This window comes from Parageobacillus galactosidasius (assembly GCF_002217735.1).
Taxonomy (GTDB): domain Bacteria; phylum Bacillota; class Bacilli; order Bacillales; family Anoxybacillaceae; genus Parageobacillus_B; species Parageobacillus_B toebii.
Window position 1 is genome coordinate 1,382,895 of sequence record NZ_NDYL01000002.1, and the last position, 21,700, is coordinate 1,404,594.

General features: G+C 41.6%; 20 protein-coding genes. 7 read left to right on the forward strand and 13 right to left on the reverse strand.

Annotated elements, in window-relative coordinates; genetic code table 11:
• Positions 1 to 257 precede the first annotated feature (257 nt).
• Positions 258 to 1,202 carry a metal ABC transporter substrate-binding protein gene (locus B9L23_RS16550; protein ID WP_081188757.1) on the forward strand — a complete coding sequence of 315 codons (945 nt, stop codon included), beginning with the start codon at positions 258 to 260 and terminating at the stop codon, positions 1,200 to 1,202.
• 131 nt (positions 1,203 to 1,333) lie between these two features.
• Here the strand turns inward: B9L23_RS16550 and B9L23_RS16555 are convergent, their stop codons facing one another.
• Both B9L23_RS16555 and B9L23_RS16560 read right to left on the reverse strand, forming a co-directional pair.
• Positions 1,334 to 1,882 (reverse strand): hypothetical protein, encoded by a 549-nt coding sequence (locus B9L23_RS16555; protein ID WP_015864884.1) that lies wholly within the window; start codon positions 1,880 to 1,882, stop codon positions 1,334 to 1,336.
• A 15-nt stretch (positions 1,883 to 1,897) separates the two neighbouring features.
• The gene (locus tag B9L23_RS16560) at positions 1,898 to 2,188 is read right to left on the reverse strand and encodes a DUF2325 domain-containing protein (protein ID WP_062755071.1); all 291 of its coding nucleotides are present in this window, start codon (positions 2,186 to 2,188) and stop codon (positions 1,898 to 1,900) included.
• A gap of 170 nt (positions 2,189 to 2,358) precedes the next feature.
• Here B9L23_RS16560 and B9L23_RS16565 point away from each other — a divergent pair, with 170 nt between their 5' ends.
• Both B9L23_RS16565 and B9L23_RS16570 read left to right on the forward strand, forming a co-directional pair.
• Positions 2,359 to 2,520, forward strand: coding sequence for a DUF1540 domain-containing protein (locus B9L23_RS16565; protein ID WP_015864886.1), 162 nt, complete (start codon positions 2,359 to 2,361; stop codon positions 2,518 to 2,520).
• Between the two features lie 86 nt (positions 2,521 to 2,606).
• Complete coding sequence (locus B9L23_RS16570) at positions 2,607 to 2,807, forward strand: hypothetical protein (RefSeq protein ID WP_062755073.1); 201 nt, start codon at positions 2,607 to 2,609, stop codon at positions 2,805 to 2,807.
• A gap of 14 nt (positions 2,808 to 2,821) precedes the next feature.
• Here B9L23_RS16570 and B9L23_RS16575 read toward each other — a convergent pair whose 3' ends face one another.
• The 5 genes from B9L23_RS16575 to B9L23_RS16595 all read right to left on the reverse strand — a co-directional run bounded on the left by B9L23_RS16575 (position 2,822) and on the right by B9L23_RS16595 (position 9,141).
• The gene (locus B9L23_RS16575; protein ID WP_081188758.1) at positions 2,822 to 4,300 is read right to left on the reverse strand and encodes an o-succinylbenzoate--CoA ligase; all 1,479 of its coding nucleotides are present in this window, start codon (positions 4,298 to 4,300) and stop codon (positions 2,822 to 2,824) included.
• 84 nt (positions 4,301 to 4,384) lie between these two features.
• Positions 4,385 to 5,203, reverse strand: a complete 819-nt coding sequence (menB, locus tag B9L23_RS16580) for a 1,4-dihydroxy-2-naphthoyl-CoA synthase (protein WP_015864889.1) — start codon at positions 5,201 to 5,203, stop codon at positions 4,385 to 4,387.
• On the reverse strand, positions 5,203 to 6,015 hold the full coding sequence (menH, locus tag B9L23_RS16585; RefSeq protein WP_089098036.1) for a 2-succinyl-6-hydroxy-2,4-cyclohexadiene-1-carboxylate synthase: 813 nt from the start codon (positions 6,013 to 6,015) through the stop codon (positions 5,203 to 5,205). Before menH ends, menB begins: the two co-directional genes overlap by 1 nt.
• The gene (gene menD / locus B9L23_RS16590; RefSeq protein ID WP_089098037.1) at positions 6,012 to 7,766 is read right to left on the reverse strand and encodes a 2-succinyl-5-enolpyruvyl-6-hydroxy-3-cyclohexene-1-carboxylic-acid synthase; all 1,755 of its coding nucleotides are present in this window, start codon (positions 7,764 to 7,766) and stop codon (positions 6,012 to 6,014) included. The genes menH and menD overlap by 4 nt, the downstream gene beginning before the upstream one ends.
• On the reverse strand, positions 7,759 to 9,141 hold the full coding sequence (locus B9L23_RS16595) for an isochorismate synthase (RefSeq protein ID WP_089098038.1): 1,383 nt from the start codon (positions 9,139 to 9,141) through the stop codon (positions 7,759 to 7,761). Before B9L23_RS16595 ends, menD begins: the two co-directional genes overlap by 8 nt.
• Positions 9,142 to 9,312: 171 nt before the next feature.
• Here B9L23_RS16595 and B9L23_RS16600 point away from each other — a divergent pair, with 171 nt between their 5' ends.
• The 3 genes from B9L23_RS16600 to B9L23_RS16610 all read left to right on the forward strand — a co-directional run bounded on the left by B9L23_RS16600 (position 9,313) and on the right by B9L23_RS16610 (position 11,980).
• Positions 9,313 to 10,251, forward strand: a complete 939-nt coding sequence (locus tag B9L23_RS16600; protein ID WP_081188762.1) for a 1,4-dihydroxy-2-naphthoate polyprenyltransferase — start codon at positions 9,313 to 9,315, stop codon at positions 10,249 to 10,251.
• Positions 10,252 to 10,336: 85 nt separating this feature from the next.
• A complete protein-coding gene (locus B9L23_RS16605) occupies positions 10,337 to 11,098 on the forward strand; it encodes a yteA family sporulation protein (RefSeq protein ID WP_089098039.1) in 762 nt (253 codons plus the stop codon).
• An 87-nt stretch (positions 11,099 to 11,185) separates the two neighbouring features.
• Positions 11,186 to 11,980, forward strand: coding sequence for a TIGR00266 family protein (locus B9L23_RS16610; RefSeq protein ID WP_089098040.1), 795 nt, complete (start codon positions 11,186 to 11,188; stop codon positions 11,978 to 11,980).
• Positions 11,981 to 12,006: 26 nt separating this feature from the next.
• Here B9L23_RS16610 and B9L23_RS16615 read toward each other — a convergent pair whose 3' ends face one another.
• From B9L23_RS16615 to glgB, 5 genes are read right to left on the reverse strand one after another with little or no spacing between them, the layout of a single operon-like run.
• Positions 12,007 to 14,409 carry a glycogen/starch/alpha-glucan phosphorylase gene (locus B9L23_RS16615; protein ID WP_081188765.1) on the reverse strand — a complete coding sequence of 801 codons (2,403 nt, stop codon included), beginning with the start codon at positions 14,407 to 14,409 and terminating at the stop codon, positions 12,007 to 12,009.
• Complete coding sequence (gene glgA / locus B9L23_RS16620) at positions 14,396 to 15,850, reverse strand: glycogen synthase GlgA (RefSeq protein ID WP_089098041.1); 1,455 nt, start codon at positions 15,848 to 15,850, stop codon at positions 14,396 to 14,398. Before glgA ends, B9L23_RS16615 begins: the two co-directional genes overlap by 14 nt.
• Complete coding sequence (gene glgD / locus B9L23_RS16625) at positions 15,847 to 16,878, reverse strand: glucose-1-phosphate adenylyltransferase subunit GlgD (protein ID WP_089098042.1); 1,032 nt, start codon at positions 16,876 to 16,878, stop codon at positions 15,847 to 15,849. Before glgD ends, glgA begins: the two co-directional genes overlap by 4 nt.
• 6 nt (positions 16,879 to 16,884) lie before the next feature.
• Positions 16,885 to 18,036, reverse strand: a complete 1,152-nt coding sequence (locus B9L23_RS16630) for a glucose-1-phosphate adenylyltransferase (RefSeq protein ID WP_089098043.1) — start codon at positions 18,034 to 18,036, stop codon at positions 16,885 to 16,887.
• Positions 17,987 to 19,918: a 1,4-alpha-glucan branching enzyme gene (gene glgB / locus B9L23_RS16635; RefSeq protein ID WP_089098044.1), complete on the reverse strand. Its 1,932-nt coding sequence runs from the start codon at positions 19,916 to 19,918 to the stop codon at positions 17,987 to 17,989. Before glgB ends, B9L23_RS16630 begins: the two co-directional genes overlap by 50 nt.
• A 198-nt stretch (positions 19,919 to 20,116) precedes the next feature.
• On the opposite strand from glgB, the gene B9L23_RS16640 reads away from it, so the two are divergent.
• Positions 20,117 to 21,070: a cation diffusion facilitator family transporter gene (locus B9L23_RS16640; RefSeq protein WP_089098045.1), complete on the forward strand. Its 954-nt coding sequence runs from the start codon at positions 20,117 to 20,119 to the stop codon at positions 21,068 to 21,070.
• Between the two features lie 118 nt (positions 21,071 to 21,188).
• On the opposite strand, the gene B9L23_RS21205 is transcribed toward B9L23_RS16640, so the two are convergent.
• Positions 21,189 to 21,674 carry a processed acidic surface protein gene (locus B9L23_RS21205; protein ID WP_089098046.1) on the reverse strand — a complete coding sequence of 162 codons (486 nt, stop codon included), beginning with the start codon at positions 21,672 to 21,674 and terminating at the stop codon, positions 21,189 to 21,191.
• Between the last annotated feature and the right edge of the window lie 26 nt (positions 21,675 to 21,700).

Genomic DNA, 21,700 nt, shown 5'->3' on the forward strand with positions numbered 1-21,700 from the left:
TATGCCTGAACTTTCTCGTTCGGTTCTAATGAAAACTATTTTAACCACTTATCATCGATGTTAGTGATATCTCCTGTCTGCTTCCTCCTCGTTTCATCGCAAGACATTCGTCCTCTAAAAAATTTTTAATGACGCCAAAATAACCGTTGCCGTTTTGGATATTTTTTTGTATGATTAGCTTTGTTAAATCGTAATTATTACGATGTAATAACAAAGAAGTTTGCTTGTTAAACACATTTACTAGGAAGGGGCTTAACATGAAAACAAAATCATTGATTTTATCCCTTTTACTTGTCGTCTCTGCTTTTTTGTACGGTTGCAATGCTGAAAAAAATCACGAACAGACTGAAAAAACAAAAGACGTTTTAACGATTTATACGACCGTTTATCCACTTGAAGATTTTACGAAAAAAATCGGGGGCGACTATGTTAACGTGAAAAGCATTTATCCTCCGGGCGTCGAGGCACATACCTTTGAGCCAACGACAAAAACGATGAAACAGTTGGCGGATGCGGATGCGTTTATTTATATTGGACAAGGGATGGAAAGCTTTGCTGATAAAATAAAAGAAACATTAGAGAATGAACAGGTTCATTTTCTCGCTGCTGCTGAAGGGATCAAACTGTTAGACTCCGCACATGAAGAGCATGCGCACGAGCATGAACACGAGCATCACGGCGATAAAGACCCGCACGTATGGCTTGATCCAGTACGCTCTATTACAATGGCTGAACATATTCGCGATTTGCTCATCGAACTAAAGCCAGAGAAGAAAGAAATATTTACAAAAAACTTTGAATCATTGAAAGCAAAATTAGAACATCTTGACCAACAATTTCAAACAGTCGTAAAGAAAGCTCCGAAAAAAGAAATTCTCGTTGCACATGCTGCATACGGATACTGGGAAGAACGCTATGGCATTAAACAGCTGAGCGTTTCCGGGCTTTCGCCAACGAATGAGCCTTCTCAGAAAGAATTAGCTAAAATCGTTAAAACAGCCAAACAACATCACATTAAATATGTCATTTTTGAGCAAAATACAACGTCCAAAATTACTGAAATTGTAAAAAACGAGATTGGAGCTGACTCACTCCGGCTGCACAACTTAGAATCACTAACTTCCGAAGATATAAAAGCAAATAAAGATTATTTTTCCATTATGGAAGAAAATATTCGAGTGCTTCAAAAAGCGCTTCAATGAAAGTTACCGTCTGTCCCATTCTCTGAGACAGACGGTTTTTTTGGGGGCGTTTTTTGATGGATGATTTATCCATTCATTGTGTGTTAGGGCTTCTCATTTTATTTCCAGGCTTCGTGTGCTTTAAACGTAAACTATTTTTTGTAACCAATATAAGGTGGTTGAATATCGATCATTTCAACCGTCCGTTTCCCCGTAAGAACAGACCAAAACTCGATCCTTTTTGGGAAAAAACCAAACGTTTGTCGACAAGCAACCGGAGCCATTTGTGTATAATGCTGAACAAGACGTTGATTGTCTTCCAACAACAGCTTTCGGACCGTGTACGTTCCGGCATCTTTATAAGCAAAATCAATATCCACATGCGTTTTTTGATATCTTTTCCAATGCCGATAGACTGCTTGTTCAAACAAAAGAAATGGAGACCGTTGCACTTCTTCGGAAGAGGTAAAAAATTGAAGTAAATGATCGGTGATTTTTGCTAAAACGGTGTAATAATGAATTGGTGACTCAAATAAATGGGGATGAAGCAGCTGTCGATATGTTTCCATAAGTTTTAACATGTAAAAGGGAGATCGTAATGATGGAGCGGCATGATAATATTCAATCATCACGCTGCGTATCACATTTTTCACGTCTTGCTGCCATGTTCGGTCTCCTTCATGGCGAATGATCGCTTTCATCGCTATGTACCTCCGTTATTTCGTTTTTTCTATTTTTTGAATAACAGAATGAATCGAGCTCCAGGAACGCTTAACAAAATAAATTGGCTTTTCTTTACTTTTCGCTTTTTGCTTAATTGTTTTTGCTAAATTATGATTAACGTAATCGGTCATGACGAAAACAATATCCACATGTTCCGGAATGTCGCGTTTCACCATATTCACTTTTCGACCATCAAGATGGATAATTTCTCGAAATCCTGAATCGATTAGTTTATCTGTAATATTTCCTAAATGATCTGCGCCTACCACTAATAAAGATGTCATCGCCATTCCCCCTCCATTTGTCTCTTCTTATTTTTATTCTAATTGAGAATGATTTTCTATGTCAATGATAAATATTTTCAATAAAAATTACTTATTGTTTCCTTCATAACTTTTTTTCAAAAAGCCAAACTAAACGTGTAACTCATTTTTTACAATGGGGGGAGTTTATTATGGCAAAAGATGTACTTTGTGAAGTGAAAAACTGCTATTATTGGGCAGAAGGAAACCGCTGCAACGCGGAATCGATTTACGTTGTAAGCCATACGGGGAAAATGGCGTCTGATTCCACTGAAACCGATTGCAAAACATTCGTCCCTTCAAGTGAAATGTAAAGAAGAAAAACCCGAAGCCTTTGGCGCGTTTTAGCGCCAGAGGCGCAGCGCCTACATAGTTTAGCAAAGAGAGGCGACGTGCTGAGATGAAAAAGGACAGTTTAATTAAAGCATTGAAAGAAGAAGTAAAACGATCAAATCCAATAACATTTCCGATCTACGTCGACTCATTTACAAATTTATGGCAATATGAATTTGGATCATTGGATGACCTGCCGCCAGAAGTGGAGAGACTAATTTCCTATCGCATTATGGAATTAGGTTTAATGGATGACGATGAGATTTAAAAAACGGGGCTTAATTATAAAGCCCCGTTTTCATTGTTTGGAATGAGCTGCTTTAACTGATGGCGCAATAATTTCTGTGAAGCGTTGCGCGGCAGTTCATCGACAAAATAGATTTGTTTTGGAATTTTATATTTCGCTAAATGGGCTTGGCAAAACTGTTTTAACTGTTCGACGGTGACAGAATAACCGCGTTTTCGTTTCACAAACGCACACGGCACTTGTCCCCATGTTTCATCATCGATCCCTGTTACCCCTGCTTCCTCTACCGCTTCATGTGAAAGAAGCACCGCTTCAATTTCAGCCGGATAAACGTTTTCTCCACCAGAAATGATAAGGTCAGAACGACGGTCTAATACATAAAGAAATCCATCTTCATCTATATATCCGATATCTCCCGTATAAAACCAGCCGCCGCGAATCGCTTTCGCCGTTGCATCCGGACGATGCAAATATCCCTTCGTGACATTTGGCCCTTTTACAACAATTTCTCCTGGTTCATACGGACGAGCAACTTGACCGTCCTTTTCAATGCGAAGCTGTGATGGAAACAATGGTTTTCCTGCAGAACCGAGTTTGGTTAAACTATATTCCGGCGCAAGGGTGGCAATTTGCGATGCGGTTTCCGTCATGCCATACGTTTGATAGACAGGAATTCCTTTTGCTTTACACACTTCTAACAGCGGTTTCGGAGCAGGCCCGCCGCCAAGCAGCATGCAGCGAAATGTCTCAGGATATCGTCTTTCGCCAAGGTCAGCGATCATTTTTTGCAACATCGCACTGACAACAGACATAATCGTAACTTTTCCGCCGATAATGAGCTCATTTGCTTTTTTCGCATCGAAAGCGCGCATCACATACATGCTCATGCCATATATAACGCTTCTCATCATAATCGACAAACCGCTGATGTGAAAAAACGGCACAGCCGCAAGCCAGCAGTCATTTTCATTCAATCCTAAATTTAACGCCGAACCAATAGCGCTCCACCAATGATTTTCGTATGTTTGCAGCACTCCTTTTGGCTTTCCTGTTGTCCCTGATGTATACATAATCGTAGCGATGTCATCGAAATGATAATATTGCTGAAACTCAACATTTTCCTCAGGCAATGCGGACAATTCACTCATGGTAATAACACGAATGTTTCCTTCTATACGGTCCGCCAACTCATCATCGGCAATTACGTATACCGCTCCGCTGTCTTTTAATTGCCATGCAAGCTCATGCGAAGTTAAACGTATATTTTGCAGCAAAACAATTGCGCCAATATAATGAAGGGCATGAATGCATTCGATCATCGCCACACTGTTTTTCATGAAAACAGCGACAATATCTCCTTTACGCACCCCGGTGTTTGCAAGTTGACGTGCCCGCTTCATCACAGACTCATGGAGCTCCATAAACGTTTTTTTTTCTTGCCCGTCGTAAACCGCAATACGTTCAGGAGTTAAAAACGCCCGCTGCATAAGCCAATTTGGAATCGATGTTTGCATGATGACACTCTCCTTTTCCCAATAAAAGAAACAGCTTGATGGAACTCACCAAGCTGCTTTGGAAAAACCCGCCTTCCGCTTTTCTTATGGAAAACGTGGGAATTGTTTAAAGTTTGGTTTGCGTTTTTCTTTAAATGCGTCTCGTCCTTCTTTTGCCTCATCGGTTGTATAGAATAGCAACGTTGCATCACCGGCAAGCTGTTGAATACCAGCTAAACCGTCAGAATCAGCGTTAAATGCCGCTTTTAAGAAGCGAATCGCCGTTGGGCTTTTCTCTAAAATTTCCTGCGCCCATTTTACTGTTTCTTCTTCCAATTGCTCTAATGGCACCACTTTATTGACAAGTCCCATTTCTAATGCTTCTTGCGCGGTATATTGACGGCATAAATACCAAATTTCACGCGCTTTTTTGTGACCAACAATACGCGCTAAATAGCCTGCACCATATCCACCATCGAAACTTCCTACTTTTGGACCAGTTTGTCCAAAAATCGCGTTATCTGCGGCAATCGTTAAATCACAAACAACATGCAATACATGACCGCCGCCAATGGCATAACCGGCCACCATGGCAATAACAGGTTTTGGAATGATACGAATTAATCGTTGCAAATCTAACACATTTAGCCGCGGGATTTGATCTTCACCGACGTATCCTCCGTGGCCGCGCACTTTTTGATCCCCACCGGAACAAAACGCTTTTCCGCCTGCACCTGTTAAAATAATAACACCGATATTTGCGTCATCGCGCGCATAAGAAAATGCATCGATTAATTCCTCGACAGTTTTTGGACGGAACGCGTTATGTACTTCTGGACGGTTAATCGTAATTTTCGCAATCCCATTGTACGTTTCGTATATAATATCCTCATACTCGCGTTCCTTTACCCATTCGATAGCCATTATACTCTCCTCCTTGTTATAAACCTACTTACTATTTTAGCAAAAATTTCTCGTTGTTCCACATGAATTGCATGACCTGCTTCGGGAACTTTTATCATTTCGCAATTAGGAAGATATTCTTTCATCTCTTCAGCGATACGGCAAAATTTTTGATCCCATTCTCCACACAAAAGCAAAGTCGGTACGTTTACTTTGAATAAACGATTCCAAAAGGAAGGCTGTCTTCCAGTCCCCATCCCGCGCAAACTATTTGCTAATCCAAGCGCATTATTGTTTAGCCGTTCATTACGGATTTGCTGCTGCACGCTAAGAGGCAAGCGCTTTTGGGATGCGAAAAGCGGCATGTTTTCCCACTTTTCGACAAATGCTGTAACGCCATATTGCTCTATTTCTTCCGCTAACGCTTCATCTCTTTTCATTCGTTCCCGTCTTTCCTGCATCGTTTTTAATCCCGGAGAACTGCTTTCTAATATCAATGTCCGAACACGATGAGGATAAAGAATTGCAAACGTCAGCGCAAGACGCCCGCCCATGGAATATCCTAACACATGTGCATCTTGCAAATGAAAATACCGCAATATTTCGTCCAGATCATCAGCTGCTTTTTCCATCTCATATCGAGCTGGATCATTTGGCGAATCGGTAAGGCCGTGCCCGATAATATCAACAAGAACGAGCTGATAATCACGCCAATATGGGAGAAAAGGTTTCCACGTTTCAACGCTGCCAGTAAATCCGTGCAACAGTAAAAGCGGTTCTCCATCTCCGTATCGTTCAACATGATAGGAAACCCCGTTGACGAAAATATTCATACCGTTCTCCCTTTTTCGAGAAATTCCGCTATTTCCTGGGAAACCTTTTCCCACAAAAGACGATGTTTTCTTACATTATTTTCTCTTGACGTGCATACTTCCATCACGTGAAGGCCATCTGTTGTCAACGATTGTGTAACATAATGGCGAAATTCATCCCATGTCTTGATTTTTTGGTAATTTCCTTCATACATGCGGACAGCATGCTCAAATTGCAAATCTGTTGGCGTGCCAAACAACATTTCAAAATGTTTTTTGTGTTTCGCTTGCGGCAAAAACGAGAAAATTCCGCCGCCGTTATTATTAAGAACGATGATCGTCGCGTGTAGTCCATGCATTTTTGCGGCTAATAGCCCATTCAAATCATGATAAAAGGAAAGATCGCCAATGACAAGCACAAGCGGTTCGGTAACAGCACTGGCTCCTAGCGCGCTTGACACAACGCCGTCAATCCCATTTGCGCCACGGTTCGCCAAAATGCGTATTTGCTTGTCGTTTGTAAAGAAAAATGTATCCGTATCGCGAATCGGCATACTATTGCCAACAAATAAGGTAGCACCGTCCGGAAGCAATTGCGAAAGTTCCGCAAACACTTTTCCTTCGAATAATTCCTCTTCCATCGTTGCTTCAAGAAGTACAGATTTTGCGATATCGTTGATCATTTTCCACGTCGTTGACCATTGACTTTTGCTCTGCTTCGACGCCCCAATATCGATAAGTCGGCGGCAAAATTCAACCTCATCGCAATACACCATGTACGATGCCATTAATGTCGGTTCCCGCCATCCGCCTTCTCCATCCACAACGATTTGTTTAATGGATGGATATCGTTTCAGCAAAAGAAATAGTGGCTTAGAAACCGGCATGGCGCCGAAACGAATAACGACATCCGGAACTAATGAAGCTGCAATCGTTTCATCTTTTAATATCGCGTCATAACTGTCAATAATATACTCTTTTGCATGTGTTCCGCTGCGCAGTTGAGAAAGCGGATCCGCTAAAATAGGATAATCGAGCATTTCCGCTAGCTTCGTGACCGCCTCAGCAAACGCTGGCTGATCGATTTGTCCGCAAACGATCAGCCCTTTTTCAGCCGAAGAAAGTTCATTGTATAACTCCTGAATTTGTTCCATGCCGATCGTCATTTTCCCCGGAATGACCGTCGTATAAGACGGCTCTTTCGCTTCGATTTGTTCCCACGTTTCTTCATGAACGATCGGCACAAGCGGCTCACGCAACGGAAAATTTAGATGAACAGGGCCTGCCGGAGCGCTGATTGCTACCCCTGCCGCTCTTGCTGCCATCGTCCGCGCATAGCGGAGCATGTCTGTCGACTTTTCTGGCAGCGCCATTTCTACAAACCATTTGGCATATCTTCCATATATGTTCAGCTGGTCAATTGCTTGCGGCGCCCCGACATCCCGTAATTCATGCGGGCGATCTGCCGTAATGACGATAAGAGGCACACGCGAATAATAAGCTTCCACCACCGCTGGAAAATAGTTCGCAACCGCCGTTCCTGACGTACAAAGAAGAGCGATAGGATGCCGTTTTGCTTTCGCCATGCCGAGAGCAAAAAATGCGGCGGAGCGCTCATCAATGTTTATATGTACGCGCATCGCCGGATGTTCTGCCATCATAATGGCAAGCGGTGTCGAACGCGATCCTGGGCTAACCACCACATCTTGCACGCCGATTTTCGCTAACTCATCCACAAAAGCTGCTATATATAATGTTAGTGCTTCATTCATCTCGCTCCACTCCCAGCGCCGATAACATCGGGGTAAATTTCACTTTCGTTTCTTCATATTCACTCATCGGGTCAGAATCGCCGACTACACCGCAACCTGCAAAAATGGACGCTTCTTTTCCCTGTAAAAGCCCCGAACGAATGGCTACGGCAAATTCTCCGTTTCCTTCTGCATCCATCCATCCGATTGGTGCCGCATACCATCCCCTGTCTAATGGTTCGGCTTCCCGAATTTCTTTGATCGCCTTTTCTCGCGGTGTTCCGCCAAGCGCCGGCGTCGGATGCATTTGTTCTACGATCGATAAAACAGAAGCGGCGCGGCACTTTTCCCCGATCACAGGCGTATATAAATGTTGAATATGCTGTAATTTTAACAGTTGCGGTGAAGATGGGATTTGTACACGCTTGCAAACCGCTTCTATCGCTTCTTTAATCATCTGAACAACAAATTGATGTTCACGAAGGTTTTTCTCATCATTCATTAGCCATTTCCCGAGCTGTTCATCTTCTTGAAGTGTTTTTCCACGGCGTATTGACCCAGCTAAACAAATAGAATAACATGTATCTTTTTCCTTCTTCACAAGCTGTTCCGGAGAAGCGCCAATAAAACATTGCCCTTCTTGTTCAAATGCAAAAATATAGCTAAATGGCTGTTGTTCACGCAATTGCTGCAAAACGACGCTTGGATCGATCGCATCAGCAAACGATAAACGCGCTTCTCTCGCCAGCACTACTTTATCGAATTTTCCTTTGCGAATATTCTCGATTGTTTTTTTGACCGCATCAAACCACTCTTCTTTTTGCACTTCCTTATATGTTATTAATGGCGGCAATGAAGATGTTTGCTGTTTTTGTTCCTGATATAATAACCGAATCAACATTCCTATTTTTTTTATTATTTCTTCATTCTGTTCGGAACGCATCGTCACCGTTAATGTTGCTTTTCCATTTTTGAGCGATAAAAGAACCGTCGGCACTATCATTTTTGCATGAGGAAAAGCGCGCCATTTCTCTGTTCTAGGCTTGAATGGATCAAACGAAAAACCTCCAAATATAATAGGAACTGCATCTGTTCCGTTCGAATAAGAAGCTGTTTGTTCCATCCATCGCTTCCACTCTGTCTCTACTGTGCGAAACCGTTGTTCTTTTTCTTCTGTTTCAATGATATATGTGCAGCCCAGTCCTACATAGACAGTTTCGTTCGTGCGATCAGACCAATAAAACCGCTGACGAAAGGAACAGGCTTGTCCTAATGAAAAAAAATAAACCGGATCTACATGATCAATTTCCTCGCTCCAGCTAATAAACGGACGATTCGCTTTTTTTCCGATGAAACGCAATTGTTCTTGAATTTTATGCTGGTATAAAATCGCCACTGTAATCCCGCTTTCTTGTTTTATTACTTATTTTCTATTTTCCATTATATATAATAGGAAATAATTTATCTATTCTAAAGGGGTTGACACCTTATAACCGTTTTCCTACACTTATTGTGAACGTTTGTAAAGCATTACTTTATATTTTATCCGAATATGAGGGGTATGATTATGCAATCTTCATTGCAAACAGATCGTCGTTTTCCGCCGGTCAATCGCCGCCGCGATTGGCGTGTTTGGTGGAGGTTAACGCGTCCGCATACATTGACTGCCGCATTTGTTCCTGTTTCTATTGGCACAGCACTAGCATTTCACGAAACAAATATTCGCATTTCGCTATTTATCGCAATGCTTGCAGCTTCTTTGTTCATTCAAGCCGCAACAAATATGTTTAACGAATATTATGACTTTAAACGCGGGCTTGACTCACCGGAATCCGTAGGGATTGGCGGGGCAATTGTCCGCGAAGGAATCCATCCAAAAGCAGTTTTATATTTAGCTATTTTCCTTTTCGCCATCGCAATGCTAATCGGTGTCTATATTTGCGTGAATAGCAGCTGGTGGCTTGCACTGATTGGTTCCATTTGTATGGCGGCTGGATATTTCTATACAGGCGGTCCTGTACCAATTGCGTATACCCCGTTTGGGGAGCTTGCTGCCGGATTTTTTATGGGACTAGTTATCATTTTAATTTCCTTTTTCATTCAAACTGGAGAAGTGACAAAGACAGCGATTTTGATTTCTGTTCCGATTGCCATTTTAGTCGGAGCGATTTTGCTGGCAAACAACATTCGCGACCTCGATGGAGACAAAGAGAACGGGCGAAAAACATTAGCAATTTTAGTCGGACGAAACAATGCGATTCGCATTCTTGCCGGCATGTTTGCCATATCGTTTATTTGGATGATTGGCTTAGTCCTTTTCCACCTTGTTTCCGTCTGGACGTTGCTCGTCTTTTTCAGCGTGCCAAAAGCGATTACAGCGACGAAAGGATTTATCGGCAAAACAAAGCCGATTGAAATGATGCCGGCGATGAAAGCAACAGCACAAACGAATACACAGTTTGGCTTTCTATTGGCAATTGGTTTGCTTATTAGCTATTGGTTGTAACACGGTCTGAATGAACCGTGTTTTTTTTTATTTTTCGTTCATACTACAAGATAAACGGTTTATTTTTAGGAAGGAGTTATGAAATATGTTAACACACAAACAGTTATCTGCCTTCCAGATGCAGCTTCTTAAGGCAAAACATGATATTGAAGAACGTTTACGTCATAATGACCATTTTGGCAAAGAACGAAGCCATGCCCATGACTCGGTCGGCGAGCTCTCTAGTTTTGACAACCATCCGGCGGATGAAGCAACGGAGCTATACGAACGCGAAAAAGATTTGGCACTAAACGAACATACAGAACGAGAATTAAAGGAAATTGAACATGCACTGGAGGCCATTCAAAACGGCACGTACGGCACATGCGAAGTTTGCGGAAAGCCAATTCCGTACGAACGGCTCGAAGCATTGCCGACAACAACGTTTTGTAAGGAACATAGCTCTGATCAAACGGTTTCTCAAAAGCGGCCGCTCGAAGAAGGAGTGTTGATTCCTCCATTTGGAAAATTTGATTTCGATGACCGCGACGAATCAGTAGCATATGACGCGGAAGATGCGTGGCAAGAAGTAGCCCGTTATGGCACATCCGATACTCCTTCCGATTTAGGGAAAAATGTCGACTATTATGGGGAAGTATATGCGGAATCAGAAGAAAATGTCGGTTATGTTGAGGATTTAGAAAATTTTGCAGCGGTAGATTTATACGGAAAAAATGTGAAAGTATATCCAACAAGAGAACACGAACAGTTGGAAAATATTTTGGATGATGAAGGAATCATGTCCAATATTGGCGATTTGCCAGCATATGAAAAAGACCCTTATACTGAAAAAGAAGACCATCGATAATGATGGTCTTCTTTTTTGAAACAAAAAGGAATCTAAACTCGTATAGAGAATATGTACCAAAGAAACAATGATATTGAGGTGAAGACAATGAATGCCCATGAAATCGACTACAAGCTATATGGAGACGATATGCAATTTGTTGAAATTGAATTAGATCCCCAAGAGAGCGTCATCGCGGAAGCTGGAGGCATGATGATGATGGAAGATGGCATTACGATGGAGACGATCTTTGGAGATGGCACTGATTCTGGAAAAGGGTTGTTCAACAAATTAGTTGGAGCGGGAAAACGACTGTTGACAGGCGAAAGCTTATTTATGACCGTGTTTACAAACAACAGCGCAGAAAAACGCCGCGTCTCGTTTGCCGCTCCATATCCAGGGAAAATTATTCCAGTGGATTTGAGCGAACTTGGCGGCAAAGTGATTTGCCAAAAAGATTCCTTCCTTTGTGCGGCGAAAGGCGTTTCCGTCGGCATCGATTTTCAACGTAAACTTGGCACTGGCTTTTTCGGTGGAGAAGGATTTATTATGCAAAAACTCGAAGGAGACGGCCTTGCCTTTTTACATGCAGGCGGAACCATTTACAAGCGCCAGCTAGAGCCTGGTGAGAAATTGCGCATCGATACCGGCTGTTTAGTTGCAATGACAAAAGAGGTCGATTATGACATCGAATATGTAGGCAAAATTAAAACCGCCTTTTTTAGCGGCGAAGGATTGTTTTTTGCAACATTAACAGGCCCGGGAACCGTTTGGGTGCAGTCGCTTCCATTCAGCCGGCTTGCTGATCGAATTATTGCCTCTGCTCCAAGCTCGGGAGGCCGATCTGTCGGAGAAGGAAGCATTCTCGGCAGCATTGGCGATTGGTTCGATGGAGATGATTAAGAGAGAGGCGAAAAACCTCTCTTTTTTTATTTATTCAACGGATGAATATTCCATATTTCATTTGCATACTCCTGAACCGTCCGGTCACTGGAAAAACAACCAGAATGAGCAATGTTAATCGCGCTCATTTTCAGCCATCGTTCACGCTGCCTATACGCCTCTTCTACTTTTTCTTGTGTTTCCACATATGATGCAAAATCACGCAGCACAAAATATTCATCGTTTTGTGTTAAAAGCGAATCATAAATCGGCTCAAAATGGTCATGGACATCTGGAAAAAATCCGTTGACTAACTGATCGACGACCTGCTTAATCCGTTTATCGTGATGATAATATTCGTGCGCGCGGTATCCGCCATTTTGATAGTAGTTTAACACTTCTTCCGCAGTAAGCCCAAAGATGAATATATTTTCTTCCCCGACCGCCTCCAATATTTCAATATTCGCTCCATCTAGCGTTCCAAGCGTAATCGCTCCATTCATCATAAATTTCATATTGCCGGTTCCAGATGCTTCTTTACTTGCCGTTGAAATTTGCTCGCTTACATCCGCCGCTGGAAAAATTTCTTCCGCTAGTGAAACGCGATAGTTTTCTAAAAAAATCACTTTTAATTGTTCGTTTGTCTTTTTATCATTGTTCACTTTTTCAGCGACAGAATGAATGAGCTTAATAATCCGTTTTGCATAATAGTATCCAGGGGAAGCTTTGGCGCCAAAAATAAATGTGCGCGGATAAATCGAAAAGCTCGAATCTTCTTTCAGGCGGTTATACAGATACATAATGTGGAGAACATTTAACAATTGCCGCTTATAAGCATGGAGCCGTTTTACTTGTACATCAAAAATCGATGATTCATTCACGACGATCCCCGTCTTTTCATAAATGCGCTTCGCTAATTTCGCTTTGCGCTGTTGCTTGACGTTTGCGAGTTCCTGCAGAAACGACGAATCAAAAGCATATGGCTTTAAATGAATTAACGCTTGCGGTTCTTTTATCCAACTGGTGCCGATCGCCTTTGTAATTAACGAAGAAAGCTCTGGATTCGCCTTTAACAGCCAACGCCGGTGCGTCACTCCATTCGTCTTGTTATTAAATTTTTGCGGCTGGAACTCGTAAAACCGCTTCATTTCCCGCTTCTTTAAAATTTCCGAATGCAATTTTGCCACTCCGTTCACACTATGGCTGCCAACAATCGCTAAATGCGCCATTTTCACAAGACCGTGCGCGATAATCGCCATCTCTTCAATTCGCTTCCAATCGCCGGGATAATGATTCCAAAGTTCGCGGCAAAATCGCTCATTAATCTCCTCCACAATCATGTAAATGCGCGGCAGCAGCGGCTGGAAAATATGAATTGGCCATTTCTCCAACGCCTCTGATAATGTCGTATGGTTCGTATAAGAAATCGTATTTGTCGTAATATGCCAGGCATCTTCCCAGCTCATTCCCTCTTCATCTAGTAAAATCCTCATCAGTTCCGGAATCGCCAAAACCGGATGAGTATCATTCACATGAATCGCCACATACTTATGCAGCTCGTACAAGTGCCCATGCTGGCGGCGATGAGCGCGAACAATGCTGCCAACGCTTGCAGCAACAAGAAAATATTGTTGTTTTAATCGCAAAATTTTCCCTTCGTCATGGGTATCATCAGGATATAAAAACTCCGAAATCGCCTCTGTTTCCCGTTTGTATTGCATCACGCTTTTATGAGGCGGAAAGGTTTTTGCTGGTTCTGCGCTCCAAAGCCGCAGCGTATTCACTGTTTTCGTATCATAACCGATGACTGGCATATCATATGGAACCGCCATTACTTTCTCACTGTCAATATGGCGGAATGTCAGACGGCCGTTTTGGTTGGATATTTCTACTTTTCCCCAAAAATTCACTTCAACCGCTAATTCCTCTTTTCTAATTTCCCATACATTTCCGTGGCGCAGCCATTGTTCTGGCAGCTCCACCTGATATCCATCAACAATTTTTTGGTCAAAAAGCCCATGTTTATAGCGAATTCCACAACCGTGACCAGGCAAATCAAGAGAAGCAAGCGAATCTAAAAAACAAGCAGCAAGGCGGCCAAGACCGCCATTGCCTAGCCCCGCATCCGCCTCGACTTCTTCCATGTCATCCAAGCGAATTCCTAAATCGTTCAGCCCTTCTTCCACAACATTGCGAATGCCAAGGTTAAGCAAATTGCTGCCAAGGAGACGTCCTAACAAAAATTCAATCGACAAATAATATACTTGCTTCTGCTTTCGCGCACGATTTCGCTCATTCGTCTGAATCCAGTTTTGGCTAATATATTCACGAACCATGTTTCCTAATGTATTATATTGATCACGCAGCGTTGATTCTTCAAACCGTTTGCCGCACAGCATCTCAAGCCGTTTTAAAAACGTTTTTTTAAATTCTTCTTTATTCGAGAACATGATGTTCACTCCCGGCCATTAAATCTGCATATACTTGGTTATACTTAAACGCTGATTGCCCCCAGCTATAATCACGGCTCATTGCTTCTTTCATTAGCTTTTCCCATATTTGTTTTTCCTTATAAAACATAAGCGCGCGGCGAATGGTATATAACATATCGTGAGCATTGAAGTTCGTAAAACTAAACCCGTTTCCTTCTCCCGTAAACTCATTATACGATTGTACCGTATCGTTTAATCCTCCCGTTTCCCGCACAATCGGAATCGTTCCGTATCGAAGAGCAATCATTTGGCTGAGACCGCACGGTTCAAATTTAGATGGCATTAAAAATAGATCAGCTCCCGCGTAAATTTTATGTGCTAACTCTTCGTTAAAGCCGATACACACTTTTGCTTTATCTGGATACGTTACCGCCATATCATAGAAAAATTGCTCAAACTTTTTGTCACCCGTCCCTAGCAAAATGAATTGAACATCTTCGGCAATAATTTCATGGAAAACGCACTTGACTAAATCCATCCCTTTTTGCTCTGTCAAACGGGTTACCATCGCAATGACCGGGACGTCTTCCCTTATCGATAAACCAAAATATTGTTGAAGCGCGCGTTTATTTATTTGTTTTCTGGCAATAGTCTGTATATCGTATGGCACCGCAATAAATGGGTCCTTTTTCGGATTATACATTTCATCGTCGATACCGTTTAAAATTCCGATTAAATCACGCTGGCGCGCCCGTAATAGACCATCGAGCCGCTCTCCGTAATATTCCGTCTGAATTTCTTCTTTGTATGTCGGACTGACCGTTGTAATAATATCGGCAGAAACAAGCGCTCCCTTCATAAAGCTCACATTCCCATAAAACTCTAAATACTCAATCGTAAAATAACGGTCACTTAAATTCAATAAATCTCCTAAAATTTCGCGTGGAAAAATTCCTTGAAACTGTAAATTATGAATCGTAAACACGGTGCGGATTCGTTCATAAAATGAATTTTTTCGATATTCTTCGCGCAATAAAAATGGGATCATGCCGGTATGCCAATCGTGGCAATGAATAATATCTGGACGAAACGGAATCGCAGGAAGCGCGTCTAAAACAGCGCGGCAAAAATACGAAAACCGTTCTCCATCATCATAATGTCCGTATAACTGATGGCGTTTAAAGTAGTATTCATTGTCCACAAAATAATAAATAACTCCTTCGTACTCCATCATTTCAATTCCGCAATATTGCCGTCTCCATCCAACTCTTACCACAAGCTCGGCAATTTTTTTCATTTCTTTTTTATAGTTTTCCGGGATTGTTTCATATTTTGGCATGATTACCCGAACGTCTGTCCCTAATTTTCGCAATTGTTTCGGCAACGCTCCGGCAACGTCCGCTAATCCTCCCGACTTAACAAACGGTACGCATTCCGACACGACAAATAATACATTCACGAGCTGATCAACTCTCCTTGTACTGTTCCTTTACGAATCACAAATGGAACCCGTTCCGTTCCACGTAAAGAAACGTTATTTTCTACTTTCGCATCTTTGTCAACAATGACACAATCTAGTTCACAATGTTCGCCAATTTGGCTTTTTTGCATAATAATGCTATTTTTTATGACCGTTCCTTTTCCAATTTTCACGGAACGAAAAATGATGCTGTTTTCCACATGGCCTTCGATAATGCAGCCATTGGCAATCATCGAATTTTTCACGACTGCTTTTTCTGTATATTTCGTTGGCGGTTCATCTTTCACTTTCGTATAAATCGGACGTGACTGGATAAACAACTGCTGCCAAACATCTCTATTTAGCAACTCCATACTATGCCGAAAATAATTTTCAATCGAATCAATAACAGCTGCGTATCCGTCATGTTCATAGTCACAAATTTTTAAGGAATGGCGATGGTCGCGAACAACATCTACAATACTGTAATAGCCGGTATTCCGGTGATTAGTGATTAAATCGAGCAACAATGATGTTTCTAACACAAACATTTCAAGCGAACGCCCTTGATAACGAACTTCGGTAATATCACATTCGTTTGCAATATGACGCTCTAACACCGCTTCATAATCGATATTGCAAATCGTATAACTATTGCAAATAACGGCATATTTTTGTCTGCTGCGCAAAAAATAGTCAATATGTTGTTCAAAATGGGCGAATGCTCCAACATGATGCATTGAAATCGATAAATCCGAAGATGGGAAGAAAAACAATCCGTCCCGTTTTCGGTTTAAATCCCAATTTTTACCTGATCCTAAATGATCCATTAATGAGCGGTATTGATATTTTGGAAAAATCGCCACACTCTCAATTCCCGAATGAACCATACTCGACAATACAAAATCGATTAATCGATATCTCCCCGCAAACGGCACAGCTGCAACAGAGCGGTGCAATGTTAACGGTTGAAGCGGCTCGATATACGTTGTTGCGTCAATAACTCCCAGCATCCATTTATTATTCACTGTTGCTCATCCTTTCCGAATATCTTCCATTTTCCGTTCTGTTAACCATTCCTTTGTAACAAGAAGAATATCATCGGAGCAAATAACTGAATGTGGCGGAATTTCTACGTCCGGCGGCACGATCGCTCTTTCGATATATACCCCCTCGCCAATCACCGCATCCGGCATAATGACGCAATCTTTCACGATTGCTCCTTTCCCGACATGAACCCCTTGAAATAATACAGAATGCTCGACATTCCCTTCCACCATGCATCCCTCGTTCACAAGCGAATTAATGATGACGGCCTCATCGGAAATGTATTGTGGCGGCTGATTCGGATTGACAGAATAAATCCGCCATGAATGGTCAAATAAATTTAATTCATTTTCTTCGTCCAATAAATCCATATTGGCCTCCCATAAACTTTGTACCGTTCCAACATCTTTCCAATAGCCTTTAAATGGATAGGCAACAAGCCGCTTCTTCTCCCGAAGCAATAACGGAATCACATCTTTTCCAAAGTCGTGGCTGGAATGTGGATTTTCGTTGTCTATTTGCAAATATTCTTTTAAAAGCGGCCAGTTAAACATATAAATGCCCATCGAAGCAAGGTTGTTTTTCGGATTCGCCGGTTTTTCTTCAAATTCAATAATTTCCATTTGTTCATTGGTATTCATAATGCCGAACCGGCTTGCCTCTGCCCAAGGCACTTCAATAACAGAAATGGTTACATCCGCTTGTTTCGCAATATGATAATCCAACATTTTTCGATAATCCATTTTATAAATATGGTCGCCCGATAACACAAGCACGTAATCCGGATCATATTGTTCAATGTAATTGATATTTTGATAAACGGCGTTTGCCGTTCCTTCGTACCATTTCACACCAGACGACACCGAATATGGAGGGAGAACAGTGACACCGCCATTTTTCCTGTCTAAATCCCAAGCGCTGCCAATACCGATATAAGAGTGTAATAAAAGCGGCTGATATTGCGTTAATACGCCGACCGCATCGATGCCGGAATTTGTGCAGTTGCTCAATGTAAAATCAATAATTCGATATTTTCCGCCAAATGGAACCGCTGGCTTTGCAATGTTTTCCGTCAATGAGCATAGACGGCTACCTTGCCCTCCTGCCAATAACATGGCGATGCACTTTTTCTTTACCATCAATGTTTCTCTCCCCTCGTTTTTTTACTGGTCTTAAAATAGAAATGCCAAACGGCGGAATCGTCATCCGAATGTGATACGGTTTTCCATGAAACGGCTCTTTGACCGCTGCAATCGGCTTCGCGTTGATATTCCCCCATCCCCCGAACTCGACTGCATCGCTATTGATTATTTCTCGATATGCAGCAAACAGCGGTACGCCAACTTTATAATCGTGGTACACTTTATTGGTGAAGTTGCAAACAATAACAAGTAAATCGTTCTCTTTTTTTCCCCTGCGAACAAATGAGAAAATGCGTTGTTCAGCATTATGAACATCAATCCACTCAAACCCATCTGGAGAATGATCTAGCTCATAAAGAGGTTTATGGCGCTTATAACATTTCAATAATTGTTTCACATAAATATTCATATTCCGATGCAGATCAAAATTAAAAAGCACCCAATCAAGCTGCTCTAAATCTTTCCATTCATCAAACTGGCCAAATTCGCCGCCCATAAACAATAACTTCTTACCGGGATGTGTCAACAAATATCCATACAGCAACCTTAATTGCGCAAACTTTTCCTCATATGTCCCCGGCATTTTATTTAATAATGATTTCTTTCCATGCACGACTTCGTCATGGGAAAAAGGTAAAATGAAATTTTCTGAATACGCGTACAAAAGGGAAAAGGTTACTTTATTGTGCACGTATTTTCGCTGTTCAGGCGGCGTTTCCATATAAGTTAAAATATCGTTCATCCATCCCATGTTCCATTTATAGTTAAATCCCAACCCTCCGTTGTACGTTGGGGCAGTGACGTGCGGCCAGTCTGTCGAATCTTCGGCAATCATTAAAATGCTTGGGTCATACGCAAATACGGTTTCATTTAATTTTTGCAGAAACTGCACAGCATACGGATTCTTATGCAGTACATCACTATTTGGCCAATATAGCATATTTGCTACTGCGTCCACTCGAAATCCATCCACATGGAAATATTCCATCCAAAATAACGCATTGGAAATTAAAAAACTGCGAACTTCCGGCCTGCCAAGATCAAAATTCGCCGTTCCCCACACGTAATTTTCTCGGTCTTGCATGTTGGCATATTCATAGGTAGGAGCGCCGTCAAACATATATAGCCCATGGGCATCTTTGCAAAAATGGCCAGGGACCCAATCGATAATCACACCGATTCCCGCTTGGTGGCAGCGGTCAATAAAATGCATCAAATCATGCGGTGTCCCGTAACGGCTTGTTGCTGAATAATAACCTGTTCCTTGGTATCCCCAAGAGCGGTCGAGCGGATGCTCGACAAGCGGAAGCAATTCAATATGAGTAAAGCCATGTTCAAGAACATAAGGGATTAGCTCATCCGCCATCTCTTGATATGTATAAAAACTGCCATCCTCCTTCTTTTTCCATGAACCAAAGTGGAGCTCATAAATAAATAAAGGCTGATCATAAATTCGTTTTTGCCGCTTCTTTCGTCGCCATGCTTGGTCATTCCATTGATATCCTTTTATGTTGTAGACAATGGAGGCAGTATGGGGACGCAATTCGGAGTAAAACGCATATGGATCCGATTTGAGCAGGACATTCCCATCGCTAGTTTTAATCTCATATTTATATAAATGCCCTTCTAAGTTTTCGGGAATAAAAATCATCCATACGCCTTGATCATTTGCTTTCATCAGGTTAAAATTAGTTCCGTTCCATTCATTAAAACTGCCGACTAACCGCACTTCCCGCGCATGCGGAGCCCACACACAAAATCGAGTTCCAACCATGCCGTTTTTCTTTATCACATGTGCACCAAACAATTCATAACTTTTATATAAGCTGCCTTCATGAAATAAATAAATTTCTAAATCAGTGGGACTGACGGAGATCAATCTGCATCGCGTCCTTTCCTAAATTTTCTTGCTGTTGATACTTATATTCCACAACGGTGTATAAATTCCTTGAGAAAAAATTTTCTATTTTTTGATATTTTCCAACAAAACGAGCCGAAAAATTTTTTTTTGCACAATTTTAGATGATTATATTATAATATATATAAACTAATAATTATTATAAAGTAGAGGTGTGCCATGTCACCAATCCAATACGATTATCACCATCTTCCTCATGTAAAAACGCAAAATCAATCCAAAAAAACGCTTTGGATCACCCTTGGTTTAACATTGTTTTTTACGATTGTGGAAATTATTGGAGGACTATTATCTAATTCCTTGGCTTTGCTTTCCGACTCTGCCCATATGGCATCTGACGTATTGGCGCTTGGGCTTAGCATGATCGCTCTTTACCTTGCCACGCGTCCGCCAAATCATCGATTTACGTTCGGCTATTTGCGATTTGAAATTATTACGTCCTTTTTAAACGGTCTTACGTTGGCTATTATTTCCGTTGGGATTTTTTGGGAAGGGATTAAACGATTCATTTCTCCCGAACCAATCGATTTTCGCTTAATGCTGACTATTTCCTCGATTGGTTTCATTGTGAATCTCATATTGACCATTGTCCTTAGCCGAAGTACAAAAGAAGAGGAAAACTTAAATATTAAAAGCGCCTTATGGCATTTTATCGGAGATCTTCTTAGCTCCATCGGTGTCATTATTTCAGCAATACTCATTTATTTTACTGGTTTTTATTTTTTTGACCCGCTTATCAGCATTATTATTGCTGCCATCATCTTCACAGGCGGGGCAAAAATTATTCGCGAATCGTATCTCATCTTAATGGAAGCGGTGCCTGATCAGTTTCATCTCGACCAGATTAGAGAGGACATCCGCCAAGTCGAAGGAGTCGAAGATGTACACGACATGCACTTATGGGCCGTTTCCACCGACCACTATTCATTAACCGCACACGTATTTATCAGCGAGCATATCCAGCCGTTTTGTGTCATCTTGGCCATTAACGAGATGCTAAACAAAAAATACGGAATCAAACATACGACCATCCAGGTTGAGCATGCGATGATTCACGATCACGGCAGCTATGGAAAAGAGTTTTTGCTTCAGAAAACGAAAACAAAAATGTAAGTCAAATAAACCTTCGAGGCAAATGATACCAACTAAAAAACCCCACAGAAACTCTGTGGGGTTTTTTCATGTAAAAGGATTTTTGACTCACATTTGATAGAGATAAAGGGATAAGACATCAATTCCTTGCCTCCACTAAGTTAGCGACAAGGATATACCGCTTCGGTGCTGCGCCGATGTAGCCGAATGGATAGCACGTGGATACGGTTAATGTGGCTTTTGGTTTTGGCACAATCACGGTTCTGTCATCAGCGTCTACAATTCGCACTTTACGGACTTTGTAGGTAAACTCTCCAGCGACCGTTTTATCGATAAGAAGTTGTTTTAATTCCTCTTTCGTTAAGCCATAATCTTCAAGCAATTGTTGTAAATTTTCTTCTGTCAATACATCGCCAAGCTCGCTGCGAAGCTCATCGACATCTTGAAAATCTTCTAATGTGTAGCCATCGTAGTCTAAATATTCTTTCAGCTCTTCCTGGGTCATACCGATCTCGTTTAGATAGCTTTGGAGCTCAGGATCATTGGATTCAATCGCAAAAGCAGAAGCAGGCAATGTTGCGATGGCAAGGGATGCCGCAACAGCAAAAGGAATCAATTTTTTCATAAAATAACCCCCATAGTAAAATAATA